This window comes from Dysgonomonas sp. PH5-45 (assembly GCF_029893235.1).
Classification (GTDB): Bacteria; Bacteroidota; Bacteroidia; order Bacteroidales; family Dysgonomonadaceae; genus UBA1309.
This window is the reverse complement of the sequence record NZ_JARXWE010000008.1, coordinates 1-22,428: the sequence shown is the minus strand read 5'-3', so window position 1 is coordinate 22,428 and position 22,428 is coordinate 1. Positions and strand designations below refer to the sequence as shown.

The 22,428-nt window shown below is 39.9% G+C and carries 23 protein-coding genes and 3 pseudogenes; 2 read left to right on the top strand and 24 right to left on the bottom strand.

All coding sequences use genetic code 11. The features are described from left to right. Positions 1 to 15: 15 nt before the first annotated feature. From M2132_RS04470 to M2132_RS04425, 10 genes and pseudogenes are all read right to left on the bottom strand, one after another. The gene (locus M2132_RS04470; protein WP_280671757.1) at positions 16 to 459 is read right to left on the bottom strand and encodes a DUF3872 domain-containing protein; all 444 of its coding nucleotides are present in this window, start codon (positions 457 to 459) and stop codon (positions 16 to 18) included. Positions 460 to 471: 12 nt separating this feature from the next. Next, positions 472 to 1,056, bottom strand: coding sequence for a conjugal transfer protein TraO (locus M2132_RS04465; protein WP_280671755.1), 585 nt, complete (start codon positions 1,054 to 1,056; stop codon positions 472 to 474). A gap of 2 nt (positions 1,057 to 1,058) precedes the next feature. After that, on the bottom strand, positions 1,059 to 2,012 hold the full coding sequence (gene traN / locus M2132_RS04460) for a conjugative transposon protein TraN (RefSeq protein ID WP_280671753.1): 954 nt from the start codon (positions 2,010 to 2,012) through the stop codon (positions 1,059 to 1,061). Positions 2,013 to 2,083: 71 nt separating this feature from the next. Beyond that, the gene (traM, locus tag M2132_RS04455; protein ID WP_280671751.1) at positions 2,084 to 3,397 is read right to left on the bottom strand and encodes a conjugative transposon protein TraM; all 1,314 of its coding nucleotides are present in this window, start codon (positions 3,395 to 3,397) and stop codon (positions 2,084 to 2,086) included. Next, positions 3,390 to 3,665, bottom strand: coding sequence for a TraL conjugative transposon family protein (locus M2132_RS04450; RefSeq protein WP_163177588.1), 276 nt, complete (start codon positions 3,663 to 3,665; stop codon positions 3,390 to 3,392). Before M2132_RS04450 ends, traM begins: the two co-directional genes overlap by 8 nt. Positions 3,666 to 3,668: 3 nt before the next feature. Then, positions 3,669 to 4,292: a conjugative transposon protein TraK gene (gene traK / locus M2132_RS04445; protein WP_163304872.1), complete on the bottom strand. Its 624-nt coding sequence runs from the start codon at positions 4,290 to 4,292 to the stop codon at positions 3,669 to 3,671. 43 nt (positions 4,293 to 4,335) lie between these two features. Beyond that, complete coding sequence (traJ, locus tag M2132_RS04440) at positions 4,336 to 5,322, bottom strand: conjugative transposon protein TraJ (protein WP_280671746.1); 987 nt, start codon at positions 5,320 to 5,322, stop codon at positions 4,336 to 4,338. Positions 5,323 to 5,340: 18 nt separating this feature from the next. Further along, positions 5,341 to 5,961, bottom strand: coding sequence for a DUF4141 domain-containing protein (locus tag M2132_RS04435; RefSeq protein WP_280671744.1), 621 nt, complete (start codon positions 5,959 to 5,961; stop codon positions 5,341 to 5,343). Between the two features lie 44 nt (positions 5,962 to 6,005). Next, positions 6,006 to 6,308: a DUF3876 domain-containing protein gene (locus M2132_RS04430; protein WP_280671742.1), complete on the bottom strand. Its 303-nt coding sequence runs from the start codon at positions 6,306 to 6,308 to the stop codon at positions 6,006 to 6,008. A 2-nt stretch (positions 6,309 to 6,310) separates the two neighbouring features. Then, positions 6,311 to 6,847, bottom strand: a pseudogene (locus M2132_RS04425) (TraG family conjugative transposon ATPase); the annotation flags it as partial. Positions 6,848 to 7,173: 326 nt separating this feature from the next. Between M2132_RS04425 and M2132_RS04420 the strand changes: the two are divergent. Both M2132_RS04420 and M2132_RS04415 read left to right on the top strand, forming a co-directional pair. Next, complete coding sequence (locus tag M2132_RS04420; RefSeq protein ID WP_280671740.1) at positions 7,174 to 8,424, top strand: site-specific integrase; 1,251 nt, start codon at positions 7,174 to 7,176, stop codon at positions 8,422 to 8,424. A 32-nt stretch (positions 8,425 to 8,456) separates the two neighbouring features. Next, a complete protein-coding gene (locus M2132_RS04415; RefSeq protein ID WP_280671738.1) occupies positions 8,457 to 9,683 on the top strand; it encodes a site-specific integrase in 1,227 nt (408 codons plus the stop codon). Between the two features lie 188 nt (positions 9,684 to 9,871). Here M2132_RS04415 and M2132_RS04410 read toward each other — a convergent pair whose 3' ends face one another. From M2132_RS04410 to M2132_RS04345, 14 genes and pseudogenes are all read right to left on the bottom strand, one after another. Further along, complete coding sequence (locus M2132_RS04410; protein ID WP_280671736.1) at positions 9,872 to 11,788, bottom strand: AIPR family protein; 1,917 nt, start codon at positions 11,786 to 11,788, stop codon at positions 9,872 to 9,874. A 369-nt stretch (positions 11,789 to 12,157) separates the two neighbouring features. Beyond that, positions 12,158 to 12,565 (bottom strand): GNAT family N-acetyltransferase, encoded by a 408-nt coding sequence (locus tag M2132_RS04405; protein ID WP_280671734.1) that lies wholly within the window; start codon positions 12,563 to 12,565, stop codon positions 12,158 to 12,160. An 11-nt stretch (positions 12,566 to 12,576) separates the two neighbouring features. Next, a complete protein-coding gene (locus M2132_RS04400; protein WP_280671733.1) occupies positions 12,577 to 13,521 on the bottom strand; it encodes a DUF5712 family protein in 945 nt (314 codons plus the stop codon). A 3-nt stretch (positions 13,522 to 13,524) separates the two neighbouring features. Next, positions 13,525 to 14,151, bottom strand: coding sequence for a BfmA/BtgA family mobilization protein (locus M2132_RS04395; RefSeq protein ID WP_280671732.1), 627 nt, complete (start codon positions 14,149 to 14,151; stop codon positions 13,525 to 13,527). A gap of 301 nt (positions 14,152 to 14,452) precedes the next feature. Beyond that, on the bottom strand, positions 14,453 to 14,809 hold the full coding sequence (locus M2132_RS04390; RefSeq protein WP_280671730.1) for a helix-turn-helix domain-containing protein: 357 nt from the start codon (positions 14,807 to 14,809) through the stop codon (positions 14,453 to 14,455). Between the two features lie 166 nt (positions 14,810 to 14,975). Further along, positions 14,976 to 15,209, bottom strand: coding sequence for an RteC domain-containing protein (locus M2132_RS04385; RefSeq protein WP_280671729.1), 234 nt, complete (start codon positions 15,207 to 15,209; stop codon positions 14,976 to 14,978). A gap of 461 nt (positions 15,210 to 15,670) precedes the next feature. Further along, positions 15,671 to 16,192: a DinB family protein gene (locus M2132_RS04380; protein ID WP_280671727.1), complete on the bottom strand. Its 522-nt coding sequence runs from the start codon at positions 16,190 to 16,192 to the stop codon at positions 15,671 to 15,673. Positions 16,193 to 16,245: 53 nt separating this feature from the next. Continuing rightward, positions 16,246 to 16,791, bottom strand: coding sequence for a TetR/AcrR family transcriptional regulator (locus M2132_RS04375; RefSeq protein ID WP_280671725.1), 546 nt, complete (start codon positions 16,789 to 16,791; stop codon positions 16,246 to 16,248). 189 nt (positions 16,792 to 16,980) lie between these two features. Then, positions 16,981 to 17,418: pseudogene (locus M2132_RS04370) on the bottom strand (conjugal transfer protein TraG); the annotation flags it as partial. 115 nt (positions 17,419 to 17,533) lie between these two features. Then, positions 17,534 to 19,342, bottom strand: a complete 1,809-nt coding sequence (locus M2132_RS04365; RefSeq protein ID WP_280671723.1) for a reverse transcriptase/maturase family protein — start codon at positions 19,340 to 19,342, stop codon at positions 17,534 to 17,536. Between the two features lie 7 nt (positions 19,343 to 19,349). Beyond that, positions 19,350 to 19,850: a hypothetical protein gene (locus tag M2132_RS04360; RefSeq protein ID WP_280671721.1), complete on the bottom strand. Its 501-nt coding sequence runs from the start codon at positions 19,848 to 19,850 to the stop codon at positions 19,350 to 19,352. A gap of 45 nt (positions 19,851 to 19,895) precedes the next feature. Next, a pseudogene (locus tag M2132_RS04355) lies at positions 19,896 to 21,458 on the bottom strand (TraG family conjugative transposon ATPase); the annotation flags it as partial. Continuing rightward, a complete protein-coding gene (locus M2132_RS04350) occupies positions 21,451 to 21,783 on the bottom strand; it encodes a DUF4133 domain-containing protein (RefSeq protein WP_280671719.1) in 333 nt (110 codons plus the stop codon). The pseudogene M2132_RS04355 and the gene M2132_RS04350, both read right to left, overlap by 8 nt. Positions 21,784 to 21,806: 23 nt before the next feature. After that, positions 21,807 to 22,088, bottom strand: a complete 282-nt coding sequence (locus tag M2132_RS04345; RefSeq protein ID WP_280671872.1) for a DUF4134 domain-containing protein — start codon at positions 22,086 to 22,088, stop codon at positions 21,807 to 21,809. Positions 22,089 to 22,428 lie beyond the last annotated feature (340 nt).

Here is a 22,428-nt window from a genome sequence, read left to right as displayed (position 1 = left end):
CTCATTCAACTTCTCTTATTCTTCGTCTTCTGTATCTTCTTTCTCTCCTTTGTCATTCTGCCAACTGAAGTTCTTTTGTGCCACCTGACCGAAGTTATCTTCGACATACACATCAATCACCTGTTGGTCGGTACAATGAGAAGTATAATAAAGCCTGAACGTTTCCTTTTTCAAAGGATAAAGGTCGTTAGGCAATAATACACGCCCATCATCCAATCGCAGTTCTCCTTTTCCGTCTGTTTGGAAATACCTGATGAAGAACTTTGCTTGGTCGTAGTCGCCTTCTTTTACCAGTTGGCAGCGAATTTCCGCACTTTCGCCCTGAACGATTTTTTTCTGGACGGGCATAGTAACAAGATCAAATGAATAAACCTGCTGAACATCCAAATCGTCACTACAGGCACAGACTATTGCCGATAGCAATAGCGTGTATAAGAAATATGCTAATGTCTTTTTCATTGTCGTCATATATTAATTGATTATAAACTTTAACCCCACTCCGAACTGCGTATGGAAATGCCCCGTCGATGTCCCCCACAATACCCGCTCACGTGCAGTCAAAAGAAATACAACACGGTCGGATAAATACGTTTCCATTTCTAACGTAATCGCACCGCCATAAATAAAGCTGTCTTTATCCCGAAGCGTGGAACCGTCAAAGAGCGTTTTTTCTCCCCAGTTGCTTGTTTCATATCCGGCGAGTGCAGATCCGCCCAAAGAGAAAAGAATTACCTTATTACGGTCAGAAAGAAATTTCAGGTAATAACCGCCCTCTGCCGTGAATTGGCTGACAGGTATCCTGTCTTCCTTATAGGGGTAGTATTTATTCAAAAACTCTGCACCAAATACCCACTTATTGGCATGTTTGGTATAGGTGGCCATAGATAACCCGAAATAATATCCCAGTTCGTTTTTATTATCTGACGAATGAAATCCGTCCACCATTCCGCCAGTTACCTGTATGCCTTGCATACCGGGTAAACAACGCTGTGCATGGGCTTGGTCTGCAAAGACCAGGCACAACACAAACGTTACAATAAAAGATAGCCGCTTCATGGTTATTTAACTTTCAGTTCGTTAATAACTTTGGCTCTCACGAGGTCGGCATTTTCAACCACGAACGACTGATGCCGCCCGCCCTCTTTTTCGTTCAGTTCAATAATCAGATGCTTATCATCCGGAATCGTGAATTTCGGCAAGGTAAACACCACCCGTTCCGTTCTCTTACCCCCTATCAATGTCAGATTATTGTGCGCCCTCAATGGCGTGATTGCCTGTTCCTGAATAGCGGTACGCTTGGCTACTTTCTTATCAACTATTTTGAAAGTAATGTAATCCACATCAAAGGGTACATTGGAGGAATTTTTGAGTTGCATGTGGAAATAAAGCAAGCCATTGTGCGTGTAAATTCCTTTGAGTGTGTACTGAATACCGAAGCGTTTAGAGCCGATATGCTTTATTTCCCGATTGTCGTTTTTGTAAATAGACTTCATTATCAGCTTAACCAGTAACGGCGATTCGCTTCCCAGCTCCCTCATGTAAATCTCCATTGCGTTATTCGGTCGGTTTACCGCTTCCCCATCGTGGATAAAGTCGGTCATTTCGACACTCAATTTTACAGGCTCATCGGCATATTTTACATTAAAAGTATAATATGCACCGTCTTCAGTAATAACCGCCAGATTGCTTTCACGGGAGAAATCCCGAAGAGCAGCTTTCACACGGAGAACATTTTCCGCCCCGTCTGCTTTGGCTGCCAACAGGTCAGCAGAACCTAAGTCTACATAGCGGATTGCAGATGGGAAAATAATATGTACCGTTTTGCTGAAAGTAACTTCCAGTGCATACGGAGGTATCATCCGATTAAAGGTCAGCGGTCTGGTTAGACCTTCAAAATAATCGCCCGTAGAGGGGTTAGTTTGTGTTACAGTAGCTTTTTCTTCAACTACTTCCTGTGCGTTGGCGGTAAATACACATACGGATACCGCAATCATTAAAAGAAATCGTTTCATACGAAAATTGTTTTAATTGTTAATTACTATTGGATTTTTTTAGTGGTGAGCTTTCGCCCTGATTGTTTTACTTATGCTTTCGGGAGTAACAAAACTTTGTAACCTGCTTTCAGGGTAACTTTTACCTCACGCATTTTCTTACTGAAGAATTGCGATGTTCCTTGAATCAGGCTTCTCCCCAAATCGGCAGCAAGCTGTGAACCCGCATCGTCCGTAATGGTAATACTACTACCCATCGACGTACCCATATTGGCGGCAATCTCTTTCATTGCGGTTATTTCGTCCGAGTTCGGAACAGAAATCCCCTGCATACCGTCCATGTCGTACACTTCCATTTCAACGGGTATCACATTGTCTGCATATTGGATTGAGGTAATGGTAATGTGCAGGCGTTCCCCACCAATCTTTGCACTTCCGGTAAGAATTGTATTAGCAGGAATCAGCATATTTCCGGCTCGCATGGGTTCTAATAAACGTAGTTGTAATTCTTTTCCATTGGAAAGAGTAATAGTCTGATATACCGAAGCCCTGATGCTGTTTTTATCCGTTACTGCTTCGTTTCCGGCAGCCGTGATAAATCCCATATTTCGGGGTTTACCGTATTGCTCCAAAAACTCATCATTCTCCATCGGAGCAGCCAAAAGCGAAACAACACTTTGATGTACCTGTGAAACAGGCTTCGGAACAACCTTCTCACGTATATCGGTTACCGGTGCTGTTTGCGCCTGTTCCTGCGTATTGGGCATATACTTGGCTGCAATCGCATAGGATTTTTCGATAAGTTCCAGTTGTTGGTCAGCAGCCGATTTTTCAGCCAGTTGCTTTTCCAACTCCTGAATACGGGATTCCATTTCTGTCTGCGCATGGTCATCTACCTTTGTTACAGGTTGTTCATACCAGTCATTCAACTGTCGGTTTACATCCTGATAGGCGTGAGCCGACGATTGGATTCCCGTTTGTGGAGTACGATTATTACTTGGCACTTCCTGATTGTCGGACGGAATAGAAGTGTTTACTTCCTGTGCTTTGCGGTTTTCTTCCTCTCCGAGCATAAAAGCGAAGTCCTGCAAGTTCCGCATTTTCTCGTTTTGCTTGTTTTGCATGGCTTCTTGCTCATAGGCAGTCCGTTTATCCCCTACGATTGCTTCATCTCTGGGAATAGGCAGTTCGGAGTTGAAGCCGTCGGGTTGCTGTTCGTCCTTATCGCCTGAAGGAGCAAAAATGAGCCACATTGACCCGATGAACAGCAAAACGAACAAGGGATAGACAAGCATCTTTTTCCGCTTCTGAATCTCTTGTGGGGTAAGTTCCTTTTTGGGCTTTCCCTCTTTCTTTTTTTCTGTAACGTCCGGTTTCGGTTCGTTACCTTCATTTGCATTACTCATAATCAAATCTGTTTATTTGGTTTATACTATCTGCTTTTTGCGTATGCTCCAGTTCCAAGCGTTTGATATGTTCTATCTGCATCTCCTGACCGCTTTTCTTTCCCATATTATATATGGAAGAAACCGTCATGTAAATTGAACCAGCACCAAATACAAAAAGCATTACAAGGATTATAATAATCCGTCCGTCGGGCGTTATCTGTCCCAACAATGACCGCAGACCGTCTTCCATCCAGTCCCTTACGGCTGTAAGTTTTTTCTTTATCATGGTTTATCGGTCTATTGTTCGTAAATCCCTGTTTTCGATTATTTCAAAGCGTTCCATGATAAAGCCGTGCGGATTATTATCGCTCCGGACAGAGTTTCTAAGGTCGCAGCGTGTAACCAAACTACGTTCGGTTACGTTGCTTGCCCTGATTATCATTTGCTTTGCATACACAGTAGTCTTATAAGGATAAGCATCGAGGTTGCAGGCTACGGAATCAATCTGAATAATCTGATTGATATTTCCCGATATAATTCGGTTGTAGTAGCCTTTCTCTTGCATGTCCTGATAATATTTGAATGCACTTTTATCGACAAGGAACAATGCCCTGTTGATATTCGATTCAATGGCGCTTTTATCGGGGGATAACGTGAAAAACAGTTCGTGGAACCGTTTCACATGCTCACGGGCTTCCACAGGACGGTTTTGTGATAAGTCCTGCGAGAGAGCCAACATAAGCGATTTTCCTTCGTCCAATACATAGATTTTCTGCCGTTGTGCTTCAGCAAAGCTGAATGAGTTCCAGACTGCATATCCGGTAATTCCGGCACACAATACGACAAACACAATGGCGATAATCCTTATTTGCTTGAAACTTGTTTCAATATTTTTTAAACTTTTGAACTCCATTATTTTTTAGATTAATTGTTAATTGCCTGCGGTGGCTCGTCGCTTATTTACCGAGTAAGCGACCGCCGACATTACCTGCTACCGATCCGGCAACTCCTCCGGCAATACCACCCGCTTTACTTGCTGTTTTGTTTACTGCACTTCCGTATGCACCTGCTCCTCCCGATTGGATAATCCAACCTGCAACTGTCGGGATAGTAAAGTATCCGATAATTCCTATAATCAGGAATACGATATACACACCGTTTGAACCGTCAGGGATATAGTTTGGATCTCTCAATAGGGCAATGTCCTGTTGAAGCATTAATTCCTGTATCTTAGATAATACAGCGGAAAAAATATCGGAAATTGGTAGCCAGAGGTAGATACTTATATAGCGTGTGAGCCATTGGGACAGCGTGGCCTGAAATCCGTCATATATGGAAAAGGCAAACGCAATAGGCCCCAAAATGGCTAATACGACAAGAAAGAATGTTCGGAGTGTATCAATGGTCAGGGCAGCAGCATTGAACAACAACTCAAAGAAATCCCGAATCAACTGTCGAAACCATTCTTTAATATCGTACCATGCACGTTCACTCCACATCATAATAATTTCGGGCGTATCCCACATTCCGAGTTCTTCCATTTTCTTATCCCATTCTTCGTTATCTACCATCCATGCTTTGCCCTCACGCACACGGGCATCGTATTCCAGTGCATCTTTTTCTGCCTGCAATGCCTGTACGTCTGTTATTTGGTTTTCCATAATCGTATGCGCCCCTTTTACGACAGGCGATAAAACAGCGTTGATAGTTCCTAATACGATTGTAGGGAAAAACATTATACACAAGCCAACAGCAAAAGGTCGTAGCAAAGGAAATATGTCAATAGGTTCGGCACGGCTCAATGCCTGCCATACCCTGTGTGCCACATAGAACAAAGCTCCCAGTCCCGCCAACCCCTTTGCAACTCCAATCATGTCGCTGCAAAGAGGTATCATGTCTTGATACAGATTTTGTAAAATCTGGTGTAGGTTATCAAAATTCATGTCTGACTTCTTTTTTGATTACCAATACCTTTCAGAAGGTGTTCCATAAAGAGCCAACACCCTGTCTGTATCATTCTTCTCTTTGGCACGGAGATACGAAACCGAAATACTCTTTTGGGTAAAATACTTAGTCAAGTTGCGGTATTCCAACATTCGATTATGAATCTGGTCTATCGCATCCATACGTTCTTTGTCGGAAAGGGAAAGCCCATTACTTCCGGCAACTATGTTCTTTAAATCCGTTACCAATGCTCCCCCTTCTTCCAACAGCTTGGCATAGCCTGCTGAAATAGCCACCAACTCATTGGCGGAAAAATTAGGATCACTCAGCATTTTATTAAATCCGTTCACGTATATTTCGGTAATTTCACTGACCATTTCAATGGTCTTTTTTACTTTGCGGGCATCTTTTATGATATTGTGAACAGACTTCAGGGCATCGTAGTATTCCTTACCTTGTTTGTAGATTTTGATACTCTCCTGCACATTGCTTATCATGTTGGTTGCCGTTGTAGTACCCTGTACCGCACTGACAATGTTTTGCACTAAATTCGTCGGATCGGTTACTACCCATTGTGCTTTTGCCTGAAAAGAAAACATAGAAAGTGCCACTACAAGGCACATAAATATTCGTTTCATACTTTTTATTTTTTAATGATTATTGATTATTGATTTTGTGTACCTTAATCGTACACTCTTTTGTATTCGCCTTCGGTAGTGAGCAGGAGCATATCCCGCTCACAATCGTAGGCAATGCGTATCATACCGTAGAAATTGAAAAAGGTATATCCCCAACATTGGATGAGTGGGACGGTAAACGCCGTATCGTGTTTGTAAATAAACTGCAACCGGAATCGACTACCATCATGGTAAATCCTAATAGTTGGAGAACCACAAAGGCTTTCCCATGTCCCGCATATATCACGAAGCGGAAAAGAGGTATATATTTGCAGTGCCATAGCCGGCATATATCTTTTTCTTTTCATGGCTATTCCTGTCGTTTGCTCTCGGCAATTTGCTTAATCGCCAGTTCCATATTCCCGTCCAGTTTTTCGGCAAGCTGCATCACTTCCAGTTTTTCGGATTCTTCCGTCGTGTACGTGTAATACTCTTCCAAACTAACTTCTGTGGCATAGACAGCCGATTGTACACCACCCAGACCGAACCACACTTCTTTGTATTTACGACTGGGAACATTAGACATATTGATAGAGAGCACCTGCGACTTTTCTTTTTCGGTCAGTCCGAGCAACGCCTGAATACTGTCGAACTTGTTCATGTATTTGCGTTGGTCTAACAGGATTTTGCAGTCGGAGTTGTTGATAATGCTCTCTTTCACAATGGGAGAAGCGATAATATCGTCCACTTCCTGCGTAACGACAATAGCTTCGCCGAAGAACTTACGAACAGTCTTAAAGAGGTATTTAATGTACTCTGCCATACCCTCTTTCGCAATCGCTTTCCATGCTTCTTCAATCAATATCATCTTGCGGATACCCTGTAAACGGCGCATCTTGTTGATAAAACCCACCAGTAGAAAAGCCAATGACGGACAAACGAAGCAACTCTTTGTAAATCAGCGATGATTGGCGTTTGATGTCTATCTATCAGGACAGGCAAAAATGCCAAAAACAGACAGTTCAGGACGGAGTTCCGTTGCTAAATCATTACCTATTTTGAATTAGGTAACAAACAGTAAATCAAAGAAAATCGGACTAATTTACACCGATGAAAAGAAAAAGGTAACGGATAGGTAACAACTGTCATTGTTAGTCGCTGACTGTCTGTGTTTTCCATTCTTCAAATAGCTCACTAAGGAAATAATTTTGTAACCAGTAAAAAGTGAGTAAAATGGAAGAAGAATTGAAAGTGCTGTTCTATCTGAAAAAGAACCAGTCAAAAACAAACGGGCTGTGTCCTGTCATGGGGCGTATCTCCATTGGTCGGACAATGGCACAGTTCAGCGCAAAACTCGAAGCCGATGCTTCCAAATGGAACGCTAAAGCGGGGCGAATGGACGGCAAAAGCCACCACGCATTGGACGTAAACCGTAAGATTGATAAAATCAATCTTAGTATTAACAAGCATTACAAGGAATTAATACAGAACAAAGGTCGGGTATCTGCCGAAGAAGTGAAGAACGCCTTTCAGGGCATCGCATCGGCACAGGAAACCCTTATGAAAATGTTTGCCGAACATAACGAAGTTTACAGTAAACGTGTCGGCATTGACCGAAAAGAAAGTTCTTACAGACAATACCGTGACGCTTATCGTCACCTATCGGAGTTCCTTTTGAAGAAATATCATGTTCGGGATATGTCTTTCAGGCAACTGAACTTCGCCTTTATTGAAGCCTTTGATTTCTACTTACGGATAGAATTAAAGATGAAACCCAATACCATATTGAATTATATCGTACCGCTTCGTAAAATCGTCCGTATAGCTGTCAATAAAGGCTATATTCCCGCAGACCCGTTTGTGGAGTATAAACCAGTAAGGGGTAAAAGTGTACACCGTTATCTGACAAATGAGGAACTAAAGAAAATCATGTCAACCGATTTTCATGCTTATTTCCGCAATCTTACCCGTGATTTGTTCATTTTTTCAGCATTCACGGGCATGGCATATTCCGATATAAGGAAGTTGACCGTAAAAGAACTTGTTACTACCGATGACGGCAACCTGTGGGTAGTAACGGCACGAAAAAAGACGGGAACGGTTTCCCGAATCCGTTTGTTGGATATAGCTGTACAGATAATCAGAAAGTATGAAAAAGAGCGTACAGACGAAAAGGTGTTTCCCCTGCTTAAATACACGACCGCAGATATAAACCTTAAACGGATAGCCGAAATATGCGGGATTGAAAGAAGCATTTCATTTCATCAGGGCAGGCACTCGTTTGCTTCTTCGGTCTGCCTCTCACAGGGCGTTCCCATTGAAACCGTCAGCCGTATGTTAGGGCATCGGGATATTCATACAACCCAGATATACGCTACTGTTTCCACACAGAAAATCACAAACGATATGAAAAAGCTATCCAAACGGATAGCGGGAAAATTCAGTCTTATCAAGCAATCCGAAGAAACGGCAGTAAATCAATAATTATCAGTAATAACAATAAAAATCAGAATATAATGCGCAGTACATTCAAACACCTGTTCTATATCAACAGGAATAAAACAAAGAAAAACGGATTATGCCCCGTAATGGGTCGCATCACGTTGGACGGTGGTATCTCCCAATTCAGTACGGGACTGGAAACCGCTCCCGAACTATGGGATGCAAAGGCAGGACTTTCCACAGGAAAGAGCATGCACGAATTAAAGGTAAACAGGGAATTAAAGGAGCTTTCTACGGCAATCGAAACGCATTATGCCCGAATGGTCGAGAAAGACGGATATATTACCGCAGAACGGGTTAAAAACGCTGTTTTAGGAATTGCTAAAGAACCGACTACATTACTAAAGGAATTGGAAGAAGCAACCGCAGAAATAGAAAAAAGTATCGGTATCAATCATACTATTGCTACATACAGGTCGTATGTAAATGCTTACATGAACCTGTCCCGCTTCATCAAAGGGAAGTACAAAAAAGAAGATATCCCTTTTAACCAGTTGGAATACTCATTTATTGAAGATTATGACTTATACCTGAAAACAGAACAACGTATGACAACGGGTAGCGTAATGCAACATATCGTTTTCTTGCGGAAACTGATAAAACGGGCAATGAACAAAGGAATCATTACACGGAATCCGTTCTTCGGCTATGTTCCCGACCAACCTGTAAGCAAACATAAATGGCTGTCGAGTGAAGAAATAGAAAAGATAATGACTACCCCGATAGATAAACCGAGTGTCGATTTTGTGCGGGATATGTTTATTTTCGGGGTATTTACGGGATTATCTTACTGTGATATAAAGAGTTTACGCAAAGAACAGATATTGACGGATAGCAAAGGCAATCAATGGATAAGCATTCAACGAAAAAAAACAAATACGGAATCTATTGTTCCGCTGTTGGATATACCGAAAGAAATCATTCGGAAGTATGAGGGAACTGGCGAGGGCGGTAAAGTGTTCAAAATGCTTTGTATGAACGTGGTTTGTTCCTATACCAAACAAATCGGAAAGTTCTGTAAATTAGATAAGAAGCTCACATTTCACATGAGCCGTCACTCGTTCGGAACGACTGTCTGCCTGTCGCAAGGTGTTCCGATTGAAACACTTAGCCAAATGATGGGGCATCGGAATATCAAAACGACACAGATTTATGCGGAGATTACAGGGGCTAAGATTGAGGAAGATATGCAAGTGTTATCCAAAAAGATTAAAGATGATTATCTGCTGGCGCGTAGTTAATCGGGTAATACTACAATTTACAGACAGAGCCGTTCTCGCAAAGGACGGCTCTGTCTGTAAATGTTACTTCATTATCCTGCGGTATAGTCCTTAGTCAAAAGGTAACGTTAAGCATATCAGTGTATTTCGCATGGGATAAAACTTGCAAGTTTTACCACTACTTATACCAACATTTATTCCGTAGATGTTTATTGAGATTTTTCCACATTTTTTGCCTGTGGACCTTTATGTGATTGAAATATATCAAATGTCAATTTAAGCCCAGGCATTATTTCATTTTGTTGAATTTTTGTCAATTCCGTATAATGAACAAAAACATCTTCTTCTGTATTGTCAACTCTTATAAAACCAAAACCTTTTTGGAAATCATAATAAGTCAATTTTCCGAATTTTTTATTCGTTTTCACTGTCGGAATTAGTTCTTCCGTAAAAGCTCTAGTTTGGTGAGCATTTCTATGAAGAATTTTTGTTTGTTTTAGGACTTCCTCTAGTTTCGTTTCTAAAATTTTAAATGTTTCCAATGCCTTTTTTCTATCCCATAAAGCTTCCATTATCTTGTTGCAATAGCTTTCAATTTGTTTGTTGCTACTTGAGTTCATTGGAATTTTTTCACCGGCAATACGGATTCTAAACATTAATATCAAATGATATTTATAGCGTTTTGAAGTTTGCTTCAATTTGTTCTCTCTGAAAAAATCTTCTAAAACATTCAATGCAAGACTACTTGTATAGTAAGGATACAGAGAATGATTCTCATAAAATAATCTATTGCTATATGAATTTAATAGTTCACCAAAATATCGTTGTGTACTTTGAGGCTCATTTAAAAACATCGCAATATATGAAGCTATTTGGTTTGAAAGACCAATGACTTTGTCATTTTTTGATTTTATTCCAAAGTATTGCCGTGAACGCCTTTCATAATATAATTTTTTATTTTCATCTTTCTCAAATGTCAAGTAAAATTCTTCAAGTCTTTTGTGGAAAGGTTTTAAAATCTCAAAAGCCTCGTTTTTTACTTCAGTTTGACTATTTGTTGCTCTGATAATATCATTAATTGTATCATCGTGGTCAGTCACTATTAGTTTTAATGGTATATAAACATCTGGAGTTATTTGTTCTTTAATATGATGCAAAACATGAGATGTCTGACAGCCATTAACAATTTGAAATTCAGAAAGTTTAAATGCACTTCCTACTTTGTTTAAAGATTTTGCTACAATAGTAATTCCATTATTTAGTAAAACAAACTTATCATCCCCTTTCTTTTCGATAATTGTATTTCGTATTCCGGTATTGACTTTGTTAAATCCTTGAAAATCCCTTACATTATCATAAAAAATTGTTTTTATCAATTCCCCATCATCATCACTTGTAATTTTAACCAATTCTGCGGCTGGTAATATCCCCAAATAAGATTCCGTAATATTACCCATTTTGGGTAATATAGTGTGTTTTTCAAAAATAATTTCTTTTGTGATTTTATTTTTTATTTCACGATATAGAGATTTTAATTTATCCGCATCAATTGGTAGAAATTTAATGTCAGAAAAAATATCTAATTGTTTCAAATCTTTTATGCCAGAGTTAATAATAGTCTGTAGATTTATGTCATTTAGCCATTTGCCTGTTGTGGCGTAGTATAATTTCAAAGATGGACTTTTATCCATTTTTATACTATTTTTATATATGTAGTCTTTAAGGTCTCGTAGGTTTAATAATTCGTCTTCAAACAAAAGCTCTCCATTCCCAAAAAACTCTTTTACAGAAGCAATGAATGTGCTTATACTTCCTAATTCAAACGAATCTGATGTTTTGGATTGTATAAAATTAAACTCTACTTCTAAAGCGTCAGTATCTTGAATAAAGTAGTCAACTTCTTCTTTAGATGTCGCAAGGTGGTTGTTCACCATTATAGCTAGTCCGTCAATTCCTGGATTTCTGTTTCCTCCAACATTTATCTTATCTAATGAGGAACGCTCTGGGTAAATTTTTGAAATTAAGACATAGTTTACAAAATGCTCAAACAGTTTTGATTTGTCTGATAAGTTGTAGTTAAAGTCAATTTTAAAATCTTCTATAAAACTTTCAATGATTCTATCCATTTGCTATATTGTTTTAAGATTACGCAACTCATAGTATTGTGCAATAATTTGTTCAAACCACACAATGTAAAAAAGGACAAGTCTCAAAGTAATTGAGATAACCTTTATTCTGCAAAATTAGCAAATATTTGAAAATCAGCCAAAATTGCAACAGAAATACTTTCTATCCGACCAATCCACAGCATATATTTTTCCTTTTTTTATCTGTTAAACACCCATCTTATGGAAAGAATGAATAGGGCAATGCTTTGGGGGAATTTACTCTTTTTGTGAAGCAAAAAGGAAGAAATTCTTCCAAACCCGTAGGGCTTGGCATTGACGTTTCATTCTTGGAATATACCTTTGTGCACAGATAAATAAAGGATTACATTAAATTTTATTTTGAAAATAAGATATTAAACTCTTTACCGATACCGCATAGTTAAAGCCGTCTATTGAGTAGAAACCCAACTTCTCGGCAAATGAACGGCTTTTTTCATTGACGGATTCTATTCCAATATGCCTAAAACCGTATTTTAAGGCTATTCCTGAAAGGAAACTAACAAAATATGCTCCATTCCCTATACGTTCTTTTCGGAAGCAAATTCGGGCTATAATCAGGCAGTCAGGAGGAAATATACTTGCTACTCGGCGAATGCGCAAATACAAATCTACCCGCTTGTTTCTTCGGGTAACTATAATATTATCAGGAGTGAGATACACAAGGGAAAGACGGTACTTAAACTGCCTCATCAGGTAGCTATCTATTTCTTTTCTGATTTCTTCGTACTCGTTCATATATCTGCAGTTTATGATTGTCTGAATCCTCGCTTCGGCTTCTTCTTTATTTTCTTTTTCATAGGAATTTGCTCCTCCTCTTTATTGGTATCAGGAGTAAGCAAACCCAATGCAGAAGATAAACCCAAATCAGGGAGATTGAAACTTTGCTTACTTTCAATATCGTTTGAAAAGTTGTCGTTTTGTTTATATGCAACCTTGTTTTCATTCAGTTCTTCCTGCTTATCTGTATTCTTGCCAGTCTGCATATCTGTATTTTTTCTTTCATAGGCTACCTGGCGTTCTTGCATATTAAGTTGTTCGGAGATACTGCCGTTCTTCATCGTGTTGCAGTATTCAAAGGTTTCAGTTAGTTGGCGTTGGTAGCCGAATAGTTTATCAAATCCCTGCTCTGCCTGTTGGAACAGGTTCTTCCTATCAAAACCGCCCTTAACCATTCCTTTCGTGGTGTTCTTGTGATTGGTAAGCGGAGATATTTTCTTTTTGTTGGATTGGTCTTTTCGGCTCACAATCAAATGACAGTGCATATTTAAGCTGTTGTTTGACCTGTCCCTGCTGAAATGTATCTTGCCGTAAAACTTAATATCCTCTGCCGATAGCCCTTTGTTGAAGTTTTTGGCATATTCGGGAATGACCACTTCACGGATATACCGTTTCATGGCTTCGGCTTGCTCCTGTTCCGTATTCCCCATTGCCCGAAGCTCCTTTTCTGACGGGCTGACGTGGATAGCGTAAAACTTCGCATCCGTTTTTAATAGCTTACCGATATTGCTATCTATGTCTTTTATAACTTGTGATTTGTAGATATTATCATCTGTCAGGTTGAAAAAACCTTCGGTATAGATTCCCTGTTCCATACGTTCCATATCTTCATGTTCAAGGTAGTTTGCCAGCTTTCGGCTACTGCCTGCGTTATTATATGTGCCTTTGGACGGTGGCGGGAAATCTATATTCATGAGTTACTCGTTTATCAGGTCGTTTATTTCGGCTCTTAGGTTCTCTTTCCGCTTGCCGTCCATTACTCCGCAGGTTGCAAGCTCCGAATAAAGGGAAATCAGTTTCAATAGCTTCTGATTATTCCTTTGTTGTACCTGGTTTTGGCTATTAATCGTCTTGGAATGATTGTCGATAGTAGCAGATAGTTTATCAAGGTTTGCGGACTGGTTATTTATTACCACCGCTATTTTGCCGAAATGCTCGTCCAACTTTTTCAGTACATTGACAAGGTTATCTTTTGAGGTGCTTATTTCCAAATTTACTTTTTCCGTCAGGATTCCGACAGCCGTATCGAACTTAACGGCTATTGAATGGCTTGTTCGTATCATCGGGATGAGTTGTTCTTCTTCGTAGTGGCGAATGAAGCGGATAATATCATCCTGTCGTTTGTTAATCTTGGCAAGTTCTGATTTTACCGACTCGGGAGCATCGGCAGGGTTTATATGAGCCTTGTCAATATATCCGAATGTCAACTTTACAACTTCACTCTTTTTCAGCGAATAGCGTTTACATATCTTTTCTACTAAACGCCCTGTTTCCTTGTCTATGGAAACAGTAGTATATATTATCTTTTGGGCTTCATCTTTCATGATAATTACTTTTTAATGAAATTTCATGTTATTAAATGTCTGATAATTAGCAATAAATACAAAAGGCTAATTATTGGACTAATTATAGTGGTTTATACTAAACCGCTAAAGCCGAGGGCTTTGCCCCGCAGGGCAAGAGGAAGAACAGGACAAAGTCCAGTTCCCTCTTGCTCAATTTAGCGAAACGAACAAAGCCGAGAGGCGAAGTTGTTTCTGCTAAATGCGGAGCTGCTTTGAAGGCGTAAATTAAAACAAGCCTTCATTCGCTTGCGCTATTCTGCTTAGAACATAAAAAGCAGAATCATTCATCATTCTTGTCTTTATTATCCTCGTCTTTACGTTTCGGATGTTTCTTTTCAAAATCCTGATAGGTTTGAAAATCCATATGAGAACGGACAAACTCCCGAACATCGGCAGTCCGGTAGTAGGTCTTATGAGCTACCATGAAGAAAGGTAGCTTTTTACTGCTTCTGTATCGTTGCAGAGTTCTATAACTCACTTTGAGAAGAAAAGCCAAATCTTGGTTATCGAGTAGCTTCTCATCAGGGTCAAATACTTCTTTAGTGTTGATGAGTGATTTTAAGTCCTGACCGATTCCACTCAATTTCTTGGATAGCTCCTGCATCCATTTTTCAAAATCTTCATTATTGATATACATGATTTACGTCGTTTTTCAAATTAATACTACTTACTTCAATGCATTGACGAAGCAAAGGACGGAAGAACGAGGAAGCAGAAAAAGGGGAGTAGCTAACTACTCCCCCGAAAGTTTCTCACAACTCGCTTATATTTAAGCTATTGCAAAACGGTTATTTTTCATCTTGTCAGTTCTTACCCTCTTTATCCTTTCGGATTATGAGGTTTCGCAGGAAGTCGAGGGCTTTCGTCCGATTGAACGGTTTACGGTCGAATACCTTTTTCTGTTGGTCGTAGATACTGCCGAAACTACAATTAAATATCTTTTCAAAAGCATCTGCAATTTGGTTCAGGTGTGCGGGTTTTCCGTTTTGTTGGAATACTTTCTTTGAGAAGAAAAGAGCTATTACAATCTCAGCCAAAGCAACAATCCCCAAGTCTTTCGACTTGGGGAGAATATAAAGGTCGGATTGAAATGTTGGTTGATTGGATTGTCGGAACTGTTCGGGATGCCGAATTTTGAGGTTTAGTAGTTCTAATTCAGAATTGACAAGGGCTAAAGCCTTTTGAAGATAGGCAAATTTCAGGGCATTTTTTTTCCTGCCCGTACCGATAAAGCGATTCTATGAATACTAACTCGATACGAGTATTATTCAGTTTCCGAAAGATTTCAGAGTAGCCGTTTTCGGATTGGCTGACAGTTTCTACTTTTTTCATAAAGCATTCATAGGCACTGTGCATTACTTCGTTTGTGACTTGTGTAGGGTCAGATAATAACCTGACTAACCTCTCTCTTAATAATTCATTCATAAGCATAAAAATTAAATGTGATATTAATAATCAGACCGGAGTCTTGTATTATGCTGAATGACTTTCTATACTACTATTTCATCCACACAATAGGATGTTTTAGAGCTAATTTAATGGCTTCCATTTCTGCACTATGCCACATTTCATGCTTGAAACACCATGATAACGCATCATATTTTGTATTGGCTACCGGATGCTTAAATGGAATAGGTTCTAAATCATGGGATAAAATATCATCATCTAATTTGGAAAGATTCTCAATACATATTTCATTTACTGCATTAAACTGTTCTATAAGTTCAGACGGTAGGATTATGTCTTTCTCAACTGACCTATGCAATGCCCCCATACCGTTGAAAATTCTAACATAATCGGCTATTGGTATCAAATCAGACACTTTACTATTTCTTCCTGTGATGCACGTAATGGCATGAAAGTTTTGACTTATCAGTAAATGACCTACCTGCCATATAAAATTAGAATCGGTGTTTTCTGGAATTTCATACCACAACTCTTTGGGAAGTTCAGAAATCAAGCGATTTACAAAGGTTCTTGACTCCACTATTTGTTCTCTTAAAAAATCAATCTGTTTCATTATTATTTCATTTTAATTACTTACTAATAAGTAAGTTTGTTGGGTAAATTTTTTTAGATATTCAACAATCCTTCTTGAATAGATTTATATACGTCATTTTTCAAGACCTTATTCATTTGCAAAGAAGAAAGTAATGCTGAATGAATCATGAAGGCTTTTGTTCTTGATGTTTCAGTAAAAGAGAAAACGTTACTCTCTCTTCCTTTTTCTAACAAATCAGTCAGCCACTCCAAAATCGTATTAACTAATCTCTCCAACTCTTTCTGCATATCTTCAGGTAAAGTATCATATGACGGGGCTAATGCACCAACAACACATACCCAATTCTTACTAATGAAGCTATCGTGCATATGAATATAATTAGCAAACTGTTTTTTATAATCCTCTTTTTTCCACTTCGCTATCAGTTCATTAAAGGCAAGTAGGTTTTCCTTGATTACTTCTACTCCCAAATTGGATTTTGAAGGGAAATAGTAGTGTATAGCAGCATTCTTTATATCTAACTTCTTAGATATATCAGCGTAACTAAAAGAGTTATATCCTATAGACCTAATCAGTTCGCCTGCTAATCGCATTATTTCACTTCTCGTATCATTCATGGTGCAAATATAAACAATTTTACTTAGTAGTAAGTATATTTAGAAAATAAATTGTATTTTTGTCGTGAAGAGTTATTTGAAACAATGGAAAAACTAAGCAGAGCAAAGAAGTTCGCTCGTTTCCAAATCATTACCTATTCTACTTTTGCGGTTTATTAAATGCTTGTAAATTAATGTAATAGCAAATAAGCGCATCTTATTTATGAAAACTTCCATGATAATGATTGTAACCACAGGAAAGAGGATTTTATGGTCTTTTATGGCATCAATCTCAAAGACAATGAAGCGTTTAGACAATAAATCCAGTTGCTTATCCGAGTTCAATAGGAAATCATATTCGCCCCCACGATAGTACGGTTCAAGTACATTCAGGAAGTTGGCAATATCGAAATCCTTTTCCCTTACTTTCTTTGCATCGAGGATAGCGGCATAATCGGTCTGTACAAATTCGTAGAATGTATTGAATGACGGAACTACCGTTTTATCATACTTCAGACGGTCTATATACAGGCTGACTGCATTAGAAAGGGCTACTTCCTCCGCTCGTGAGGGCGGCTCGTTATCCCTTTTCCACAGGGTAAGGATAAGCGTTTTTATACTCTCACGCTTTTCAATGTCGAAAACATTATGTAGGCTCGGCACTCGGCGCCTTACCGCATTACTGCGGTAGGTTTCCGAGAACCTGCCCCCGAACCGTACGTACACGTCTCCGCGTATACGGCTCTCCACTGATAAATTCACTCTATTTGCCATGTTCTTGTATTTTAGCGTTACATATTTCACAAACGGTAATAGTCTTACGTCTTCTTTTTAGCATGATTCTATCCCATTCAAACTCTGTTGACAGAGCTTTGAGTGTACGAACATGATGCATGACTATCAGACTTTCTGCTCCACAGACTTCACAACGTTTGGCTTTAAGTCTTTCTACCAATGTTGGGAAAGGTGCTAACACTGTAAATGGCTGTGTATCGCAGTTTCTATCTGTGAATCCGTTTTGTCGTTTGAAGCCTCCGTCATAGAAGATTCGATATTGACGTCGCCCTTTTTCATCCGTATATGGAATTATAAATTGCTTGTCTTTACAGAATCGTTTCATTACCTTGCTTATTGAGCTTCGTAGCTTTTGAGCAAGAGTCATGTACATACTGTACTCCATGATGTAACCAAACTTGGAACATGTTGCAGACACGTTATTAGCAATACGATAGTAGTTGTAGAAACCACGTATTTCCCAGTTGTACTGGGCAAGTATATCCTGTGGCTTCTTTGCTGTCAGGTATGACCGTGATTTAGGCTTCCAGACTTCGCATCCATTAGTTTGTTCAAAACTTATGGCATTGTAATCTTTCAGCTTTTTCTTTACGGTTTCCATTGGCAGCAAGAGCATAACTCTTCCGTTGAAGTCTCGTTGAAGAACACCTTTACGATTACGTTTCATCGCAGAGGATTTTCTTACAGAGATTTCGTATCCGAGGAATTTTGCAGTCTTTTGCGCATGTGTTATCAGCGTTTTCTCTGCTGATAATTCAAGTTTAAGGGTATCGCTCATGTACTGTGCAATTTCTGCCTTAATCTTTTCGCAATCTGCTTTAGAACCGATGACCCCGATTAGGAAGTCATCTGCATACCTCACATATTTCATTCTTTTGTAGTTCTCATCAATTTCGTGACTACAAGGAAGAGTACGCAGTTCCAACTGTAGGCTTTTAACCTTTTCTGCAAGTTCTGCTTTTACACAAGGGTCGGTTTCGGATTTAAGCATCTTCCTTAGGTTTACCGCTCTGGTATTCACTCGGAAGTAGGCTGCGTTACGTTGTCTTTTTATTCCCACATTGAATTTCTCTGTGTACTCACGTATATACTTGTCGAATTTATCAAGGTAAATATTTGCCAATATTGGACTAATGATACCACCTTGGGGCGTTCCCGAGTAAGTACGGTTATACTTCCAATTTTCAATGTACCCTGCATTGAGGAATTTTCGGATAAGTCTTAGGAAACGTTCATCTGATATTCGTTCACTAAGAATTGCTATCAGAATGTTATGGTCTATGTTGTCGAAGAAGCCTTTAATATCTCCCTCGATAAACCACCTTGTTCCCGTAAACTGTCGTTGAATTTGTGTCAGTGCAGTGTGGCAACTTTTATAGGGTCTAAAGCCATGCGAAGTGCTCTCAAAATACCCCTCATATATGGCTTCCAAGACCATGCGTGTTACCTCTTGTACCAACTTATCCTCGAAAGAAGGTATTCCCAATGGACGACTTTTACCGTTCTTTTTAGGAATATATACCCTCCTTGCCGGGTGGGGTTGGTAAGTCTCATTTCTAAGACTTTCAATAAGACATTCTATTCTCTGAATGCTCATTTGGTCAATTGTCTTACCGTCTGTGCCGGATGTCATGTTACCTTGTTTAGCGTGTATGCGCTGATAGGCAACGAAAAACATCTCTTCATTAAATAGAATACGATACAGCCTTTCGTACTTATAGTCCGAAACTTTGCTGTGTAAGCATAGAGTGTTTAATACTTTCTCTGGATTTCTCATACGTCTCTCACGTTTTCCTTTGATTTGTACTAAAATTATCAGCTGCTTCCCTTCGCCATGTACAGGGCTTTCCCTTGCTCGGACTACTATGGAAGCTCCGTTGCCATGCCGAATATTCAAGAGCAAACTCTATAGCCTTGCGGCGTTTCGGTTTAGGCAATCCCCATTTAGTATGCGTAATAACTATTAGCTTGATAGACTGTCGGATGCGACGTTCATCCTTTATCCCGCTTATTGCGGTTGTGCTGTGGTTAGTTCCAGCCCTTTCCCCCAGACGACTTGGAAAGGGTACCACAGTATGACGTATGTAACTGTCTTCCGTCATAGCTTCTACAGCTGCCACAGGACTATCGTTCAACCAATCAGGTTTCATCCTCATGTCTATCTTTCTTCCTCGCAATTCAGTCGCATCATGACAATTAGTTGACTTATTGCTTTGCCGACATGCTACACTCCCCCTTAGGTTTCCCCTTAGGATAAGTCGGTTGGAAGTAGGTTTTCTTTTCATTGTTTTGAAATTTGAACTCTAACCTAATCTCTTGCTAAAGAGATATTTATTACGCACCCTTATGGGCGCACCGTCCGTGAAAAAAGGATTAAATGAAATGGGATTTTCTTCGGTGTACGTAAAATACACTCCATCCTGACCGTTCGTTTTGCGGTTAATCAAGTTGCAAAGTCCCTGATACGAGTTACCTGTGTCCACCAATACGATATGTGTTCCCTGTTCGTAATATTGGCGGCACATATGATTGGTAAAAAAGGATTTTCCCGAACCCGAAGGCCCCAAGATAAACTTGTTACGGTTCGTGATAATTCCTTTTTTCATCGGCAGGTCGGAAATATCCACATGAAGAGGTTTTCCTGAAACCCTGTCAGCCATTTTGATACCGAACGGACTGGGCGAACTCCGATAGTTCGTTTCTTCAGTAAAGAAGCAAAGAGCAGGTTCAATGAATGTATAGAACGATTCTTCCGCAGGAAAATCCCCACTGTTGCCGGGCATTCCTGCCCAGTACAAAGTGGCTGCATCCACCGTGTTGTGGCGTGGTTTACATTCCATAAGAGCCAACTGGCTGCCCACATCATTGCGGATATGTTTCAGTTCCTCCACGTCATCGCTCCATGCCATTACGTTGAAGTGCGCCCTGATTGAAGTCAGCCCGAAGCTGTGTGCTTCGTTCAGGTATTGGTCAATCCATTCTTTGTTGATTTGATTGCCCCTTGAATAGCGGGAAAGCGACTGCATATTCCTTGCGCTCTTTTCAAACTTCCGCAGGTTTTCCGCACTGTCTTCGATAAACAGATATTGATTGTAGATATGGTCGCATGAAAGAAGCAACCCAACAGGAGAAGCGAAAGACAAACGGCAATCGCTCCGGTCGGTCGATAGTTTTTCATACCGCATATCCGTACCGATACGTCCGGGCAGATCTTCTGCATCCGAAAGCGTATGTAGGCAAACGTGTTTGCTTCCAACCCGAAGCCCGTCGGCTCCCAATTCCAAGTCTTCCAAACAGGTTGTGTCATCAAGCGACAGGGAGAAATATTTTTCAATAAGTCCCGGTTTTTCGCCTGTTCCTGTTATCTCGTCCGAACTGATACGGGTAAGACGGATAAATCCGCTATCGTTCATTATCCGTTCAAACTGTCCGACGGCTTCCAAAAACTTCACGCTTGTATCCTTATTGACCTCTTTGGGAATAATGTTCCCACGACAAAGCGATGAGAAATTGCTCTGCATTCTCATTCGCTCTTTAGTCGTTTTAGTCAGGAACAGGAAACACGAGTGGTTCAGGAACGGTCTTTCATTGAAGTGCTTTTCAAAACTGCGGGATAAGAAACTCATATCATCCTTATCGGTTGCAGGTTTATATGTTTCACGCACAAACCAATCTTGCTTATGCACCACACTGTATTCAGGCAACACTTTTACCGCTTTCGCCCATGACGAATGTATCGCTTCGTATTCGGTACTGGTAACGGTAAACAGTTCCGGTAGCTCCACATGGTAGGCAACCGTTATATCTGCATCTTTGGAAATGATGCAATCGTGTTCAACAGCCAGTAACGGGAACTTACTTTCGATAGTCGCCGCTTTCATTATATTACGCATACGCTACCCCCTTTCTTTTCTTTTTGAAAAGGCGGTGCGGAGTTTTCCTGTTTATCAAATAACGGGGATGCTGTTTTACAGCCATGAGTTTCATTAAACCATGTTCCCCGTATTTCTGATTCAGGTTAAAGGTCATCCATACCAATACCGATGCAGCGATTACTCCGAAGCCTATGCAAATCCACTGGTCAATGCCAATCATATACATGATGACAAAAACCACGAAGACGGCAAGTAAGCCCCCTGCAAAAATGAAAAGGTATTGCGATTTCAAACCCTTGAACTCCACACTCTTGCCTATCCCTTTATTGATATTAAACTCCATAACTCTTTTCTGTATGAAGCTGATTAAAGGAAGAATGAGCGCAGAATGGTAGCGGCAACGATAAGAAAAATACAAGCACCGAACCAACTGGCAGCCGTTTTGCTTGTATCGGGATCACCGGAACTGAATTTTCCGTACACCTTTACGCCCCCAATCAAACCGACCACAGCACCAATGGCGTAGATCAATTTTGTCCCCGGATCGAAATAACTTGTCACCATATTAGTGGCTTCTGTGATACCACCAACACCATTACCTTGTGCGAATGCACTTGAAACAGCAGCCAAGACAAAGGCTGCCGACATAAGAACTTTTTTCTTTACATAAAATTTGATACGCCTCGGCAATTTCGAGCAAGCTCGATTGCTCTCGGCTTTCTTAATTTTTGTCATAATGAGAAATTGATAAAATGGTAAGCGGGGTGGATAGTCCCGCTCACCGGGTTGTTACTATTGAATTTTTTTAGTGGTAGGTCATAGACCTTTTAGTTGTAGCCTTACAGATGCTAACCATAATCTCTTTCTTTCATCTTTCTTTGTTTTTACATTATTAATGCGAATCAGTATTTAAAAAATTAGATAAATAAAAGCGATGGCAATTTTGCCCATCGTATGTATGAGTAGTCCGGCAGTGGACCTTACTTTT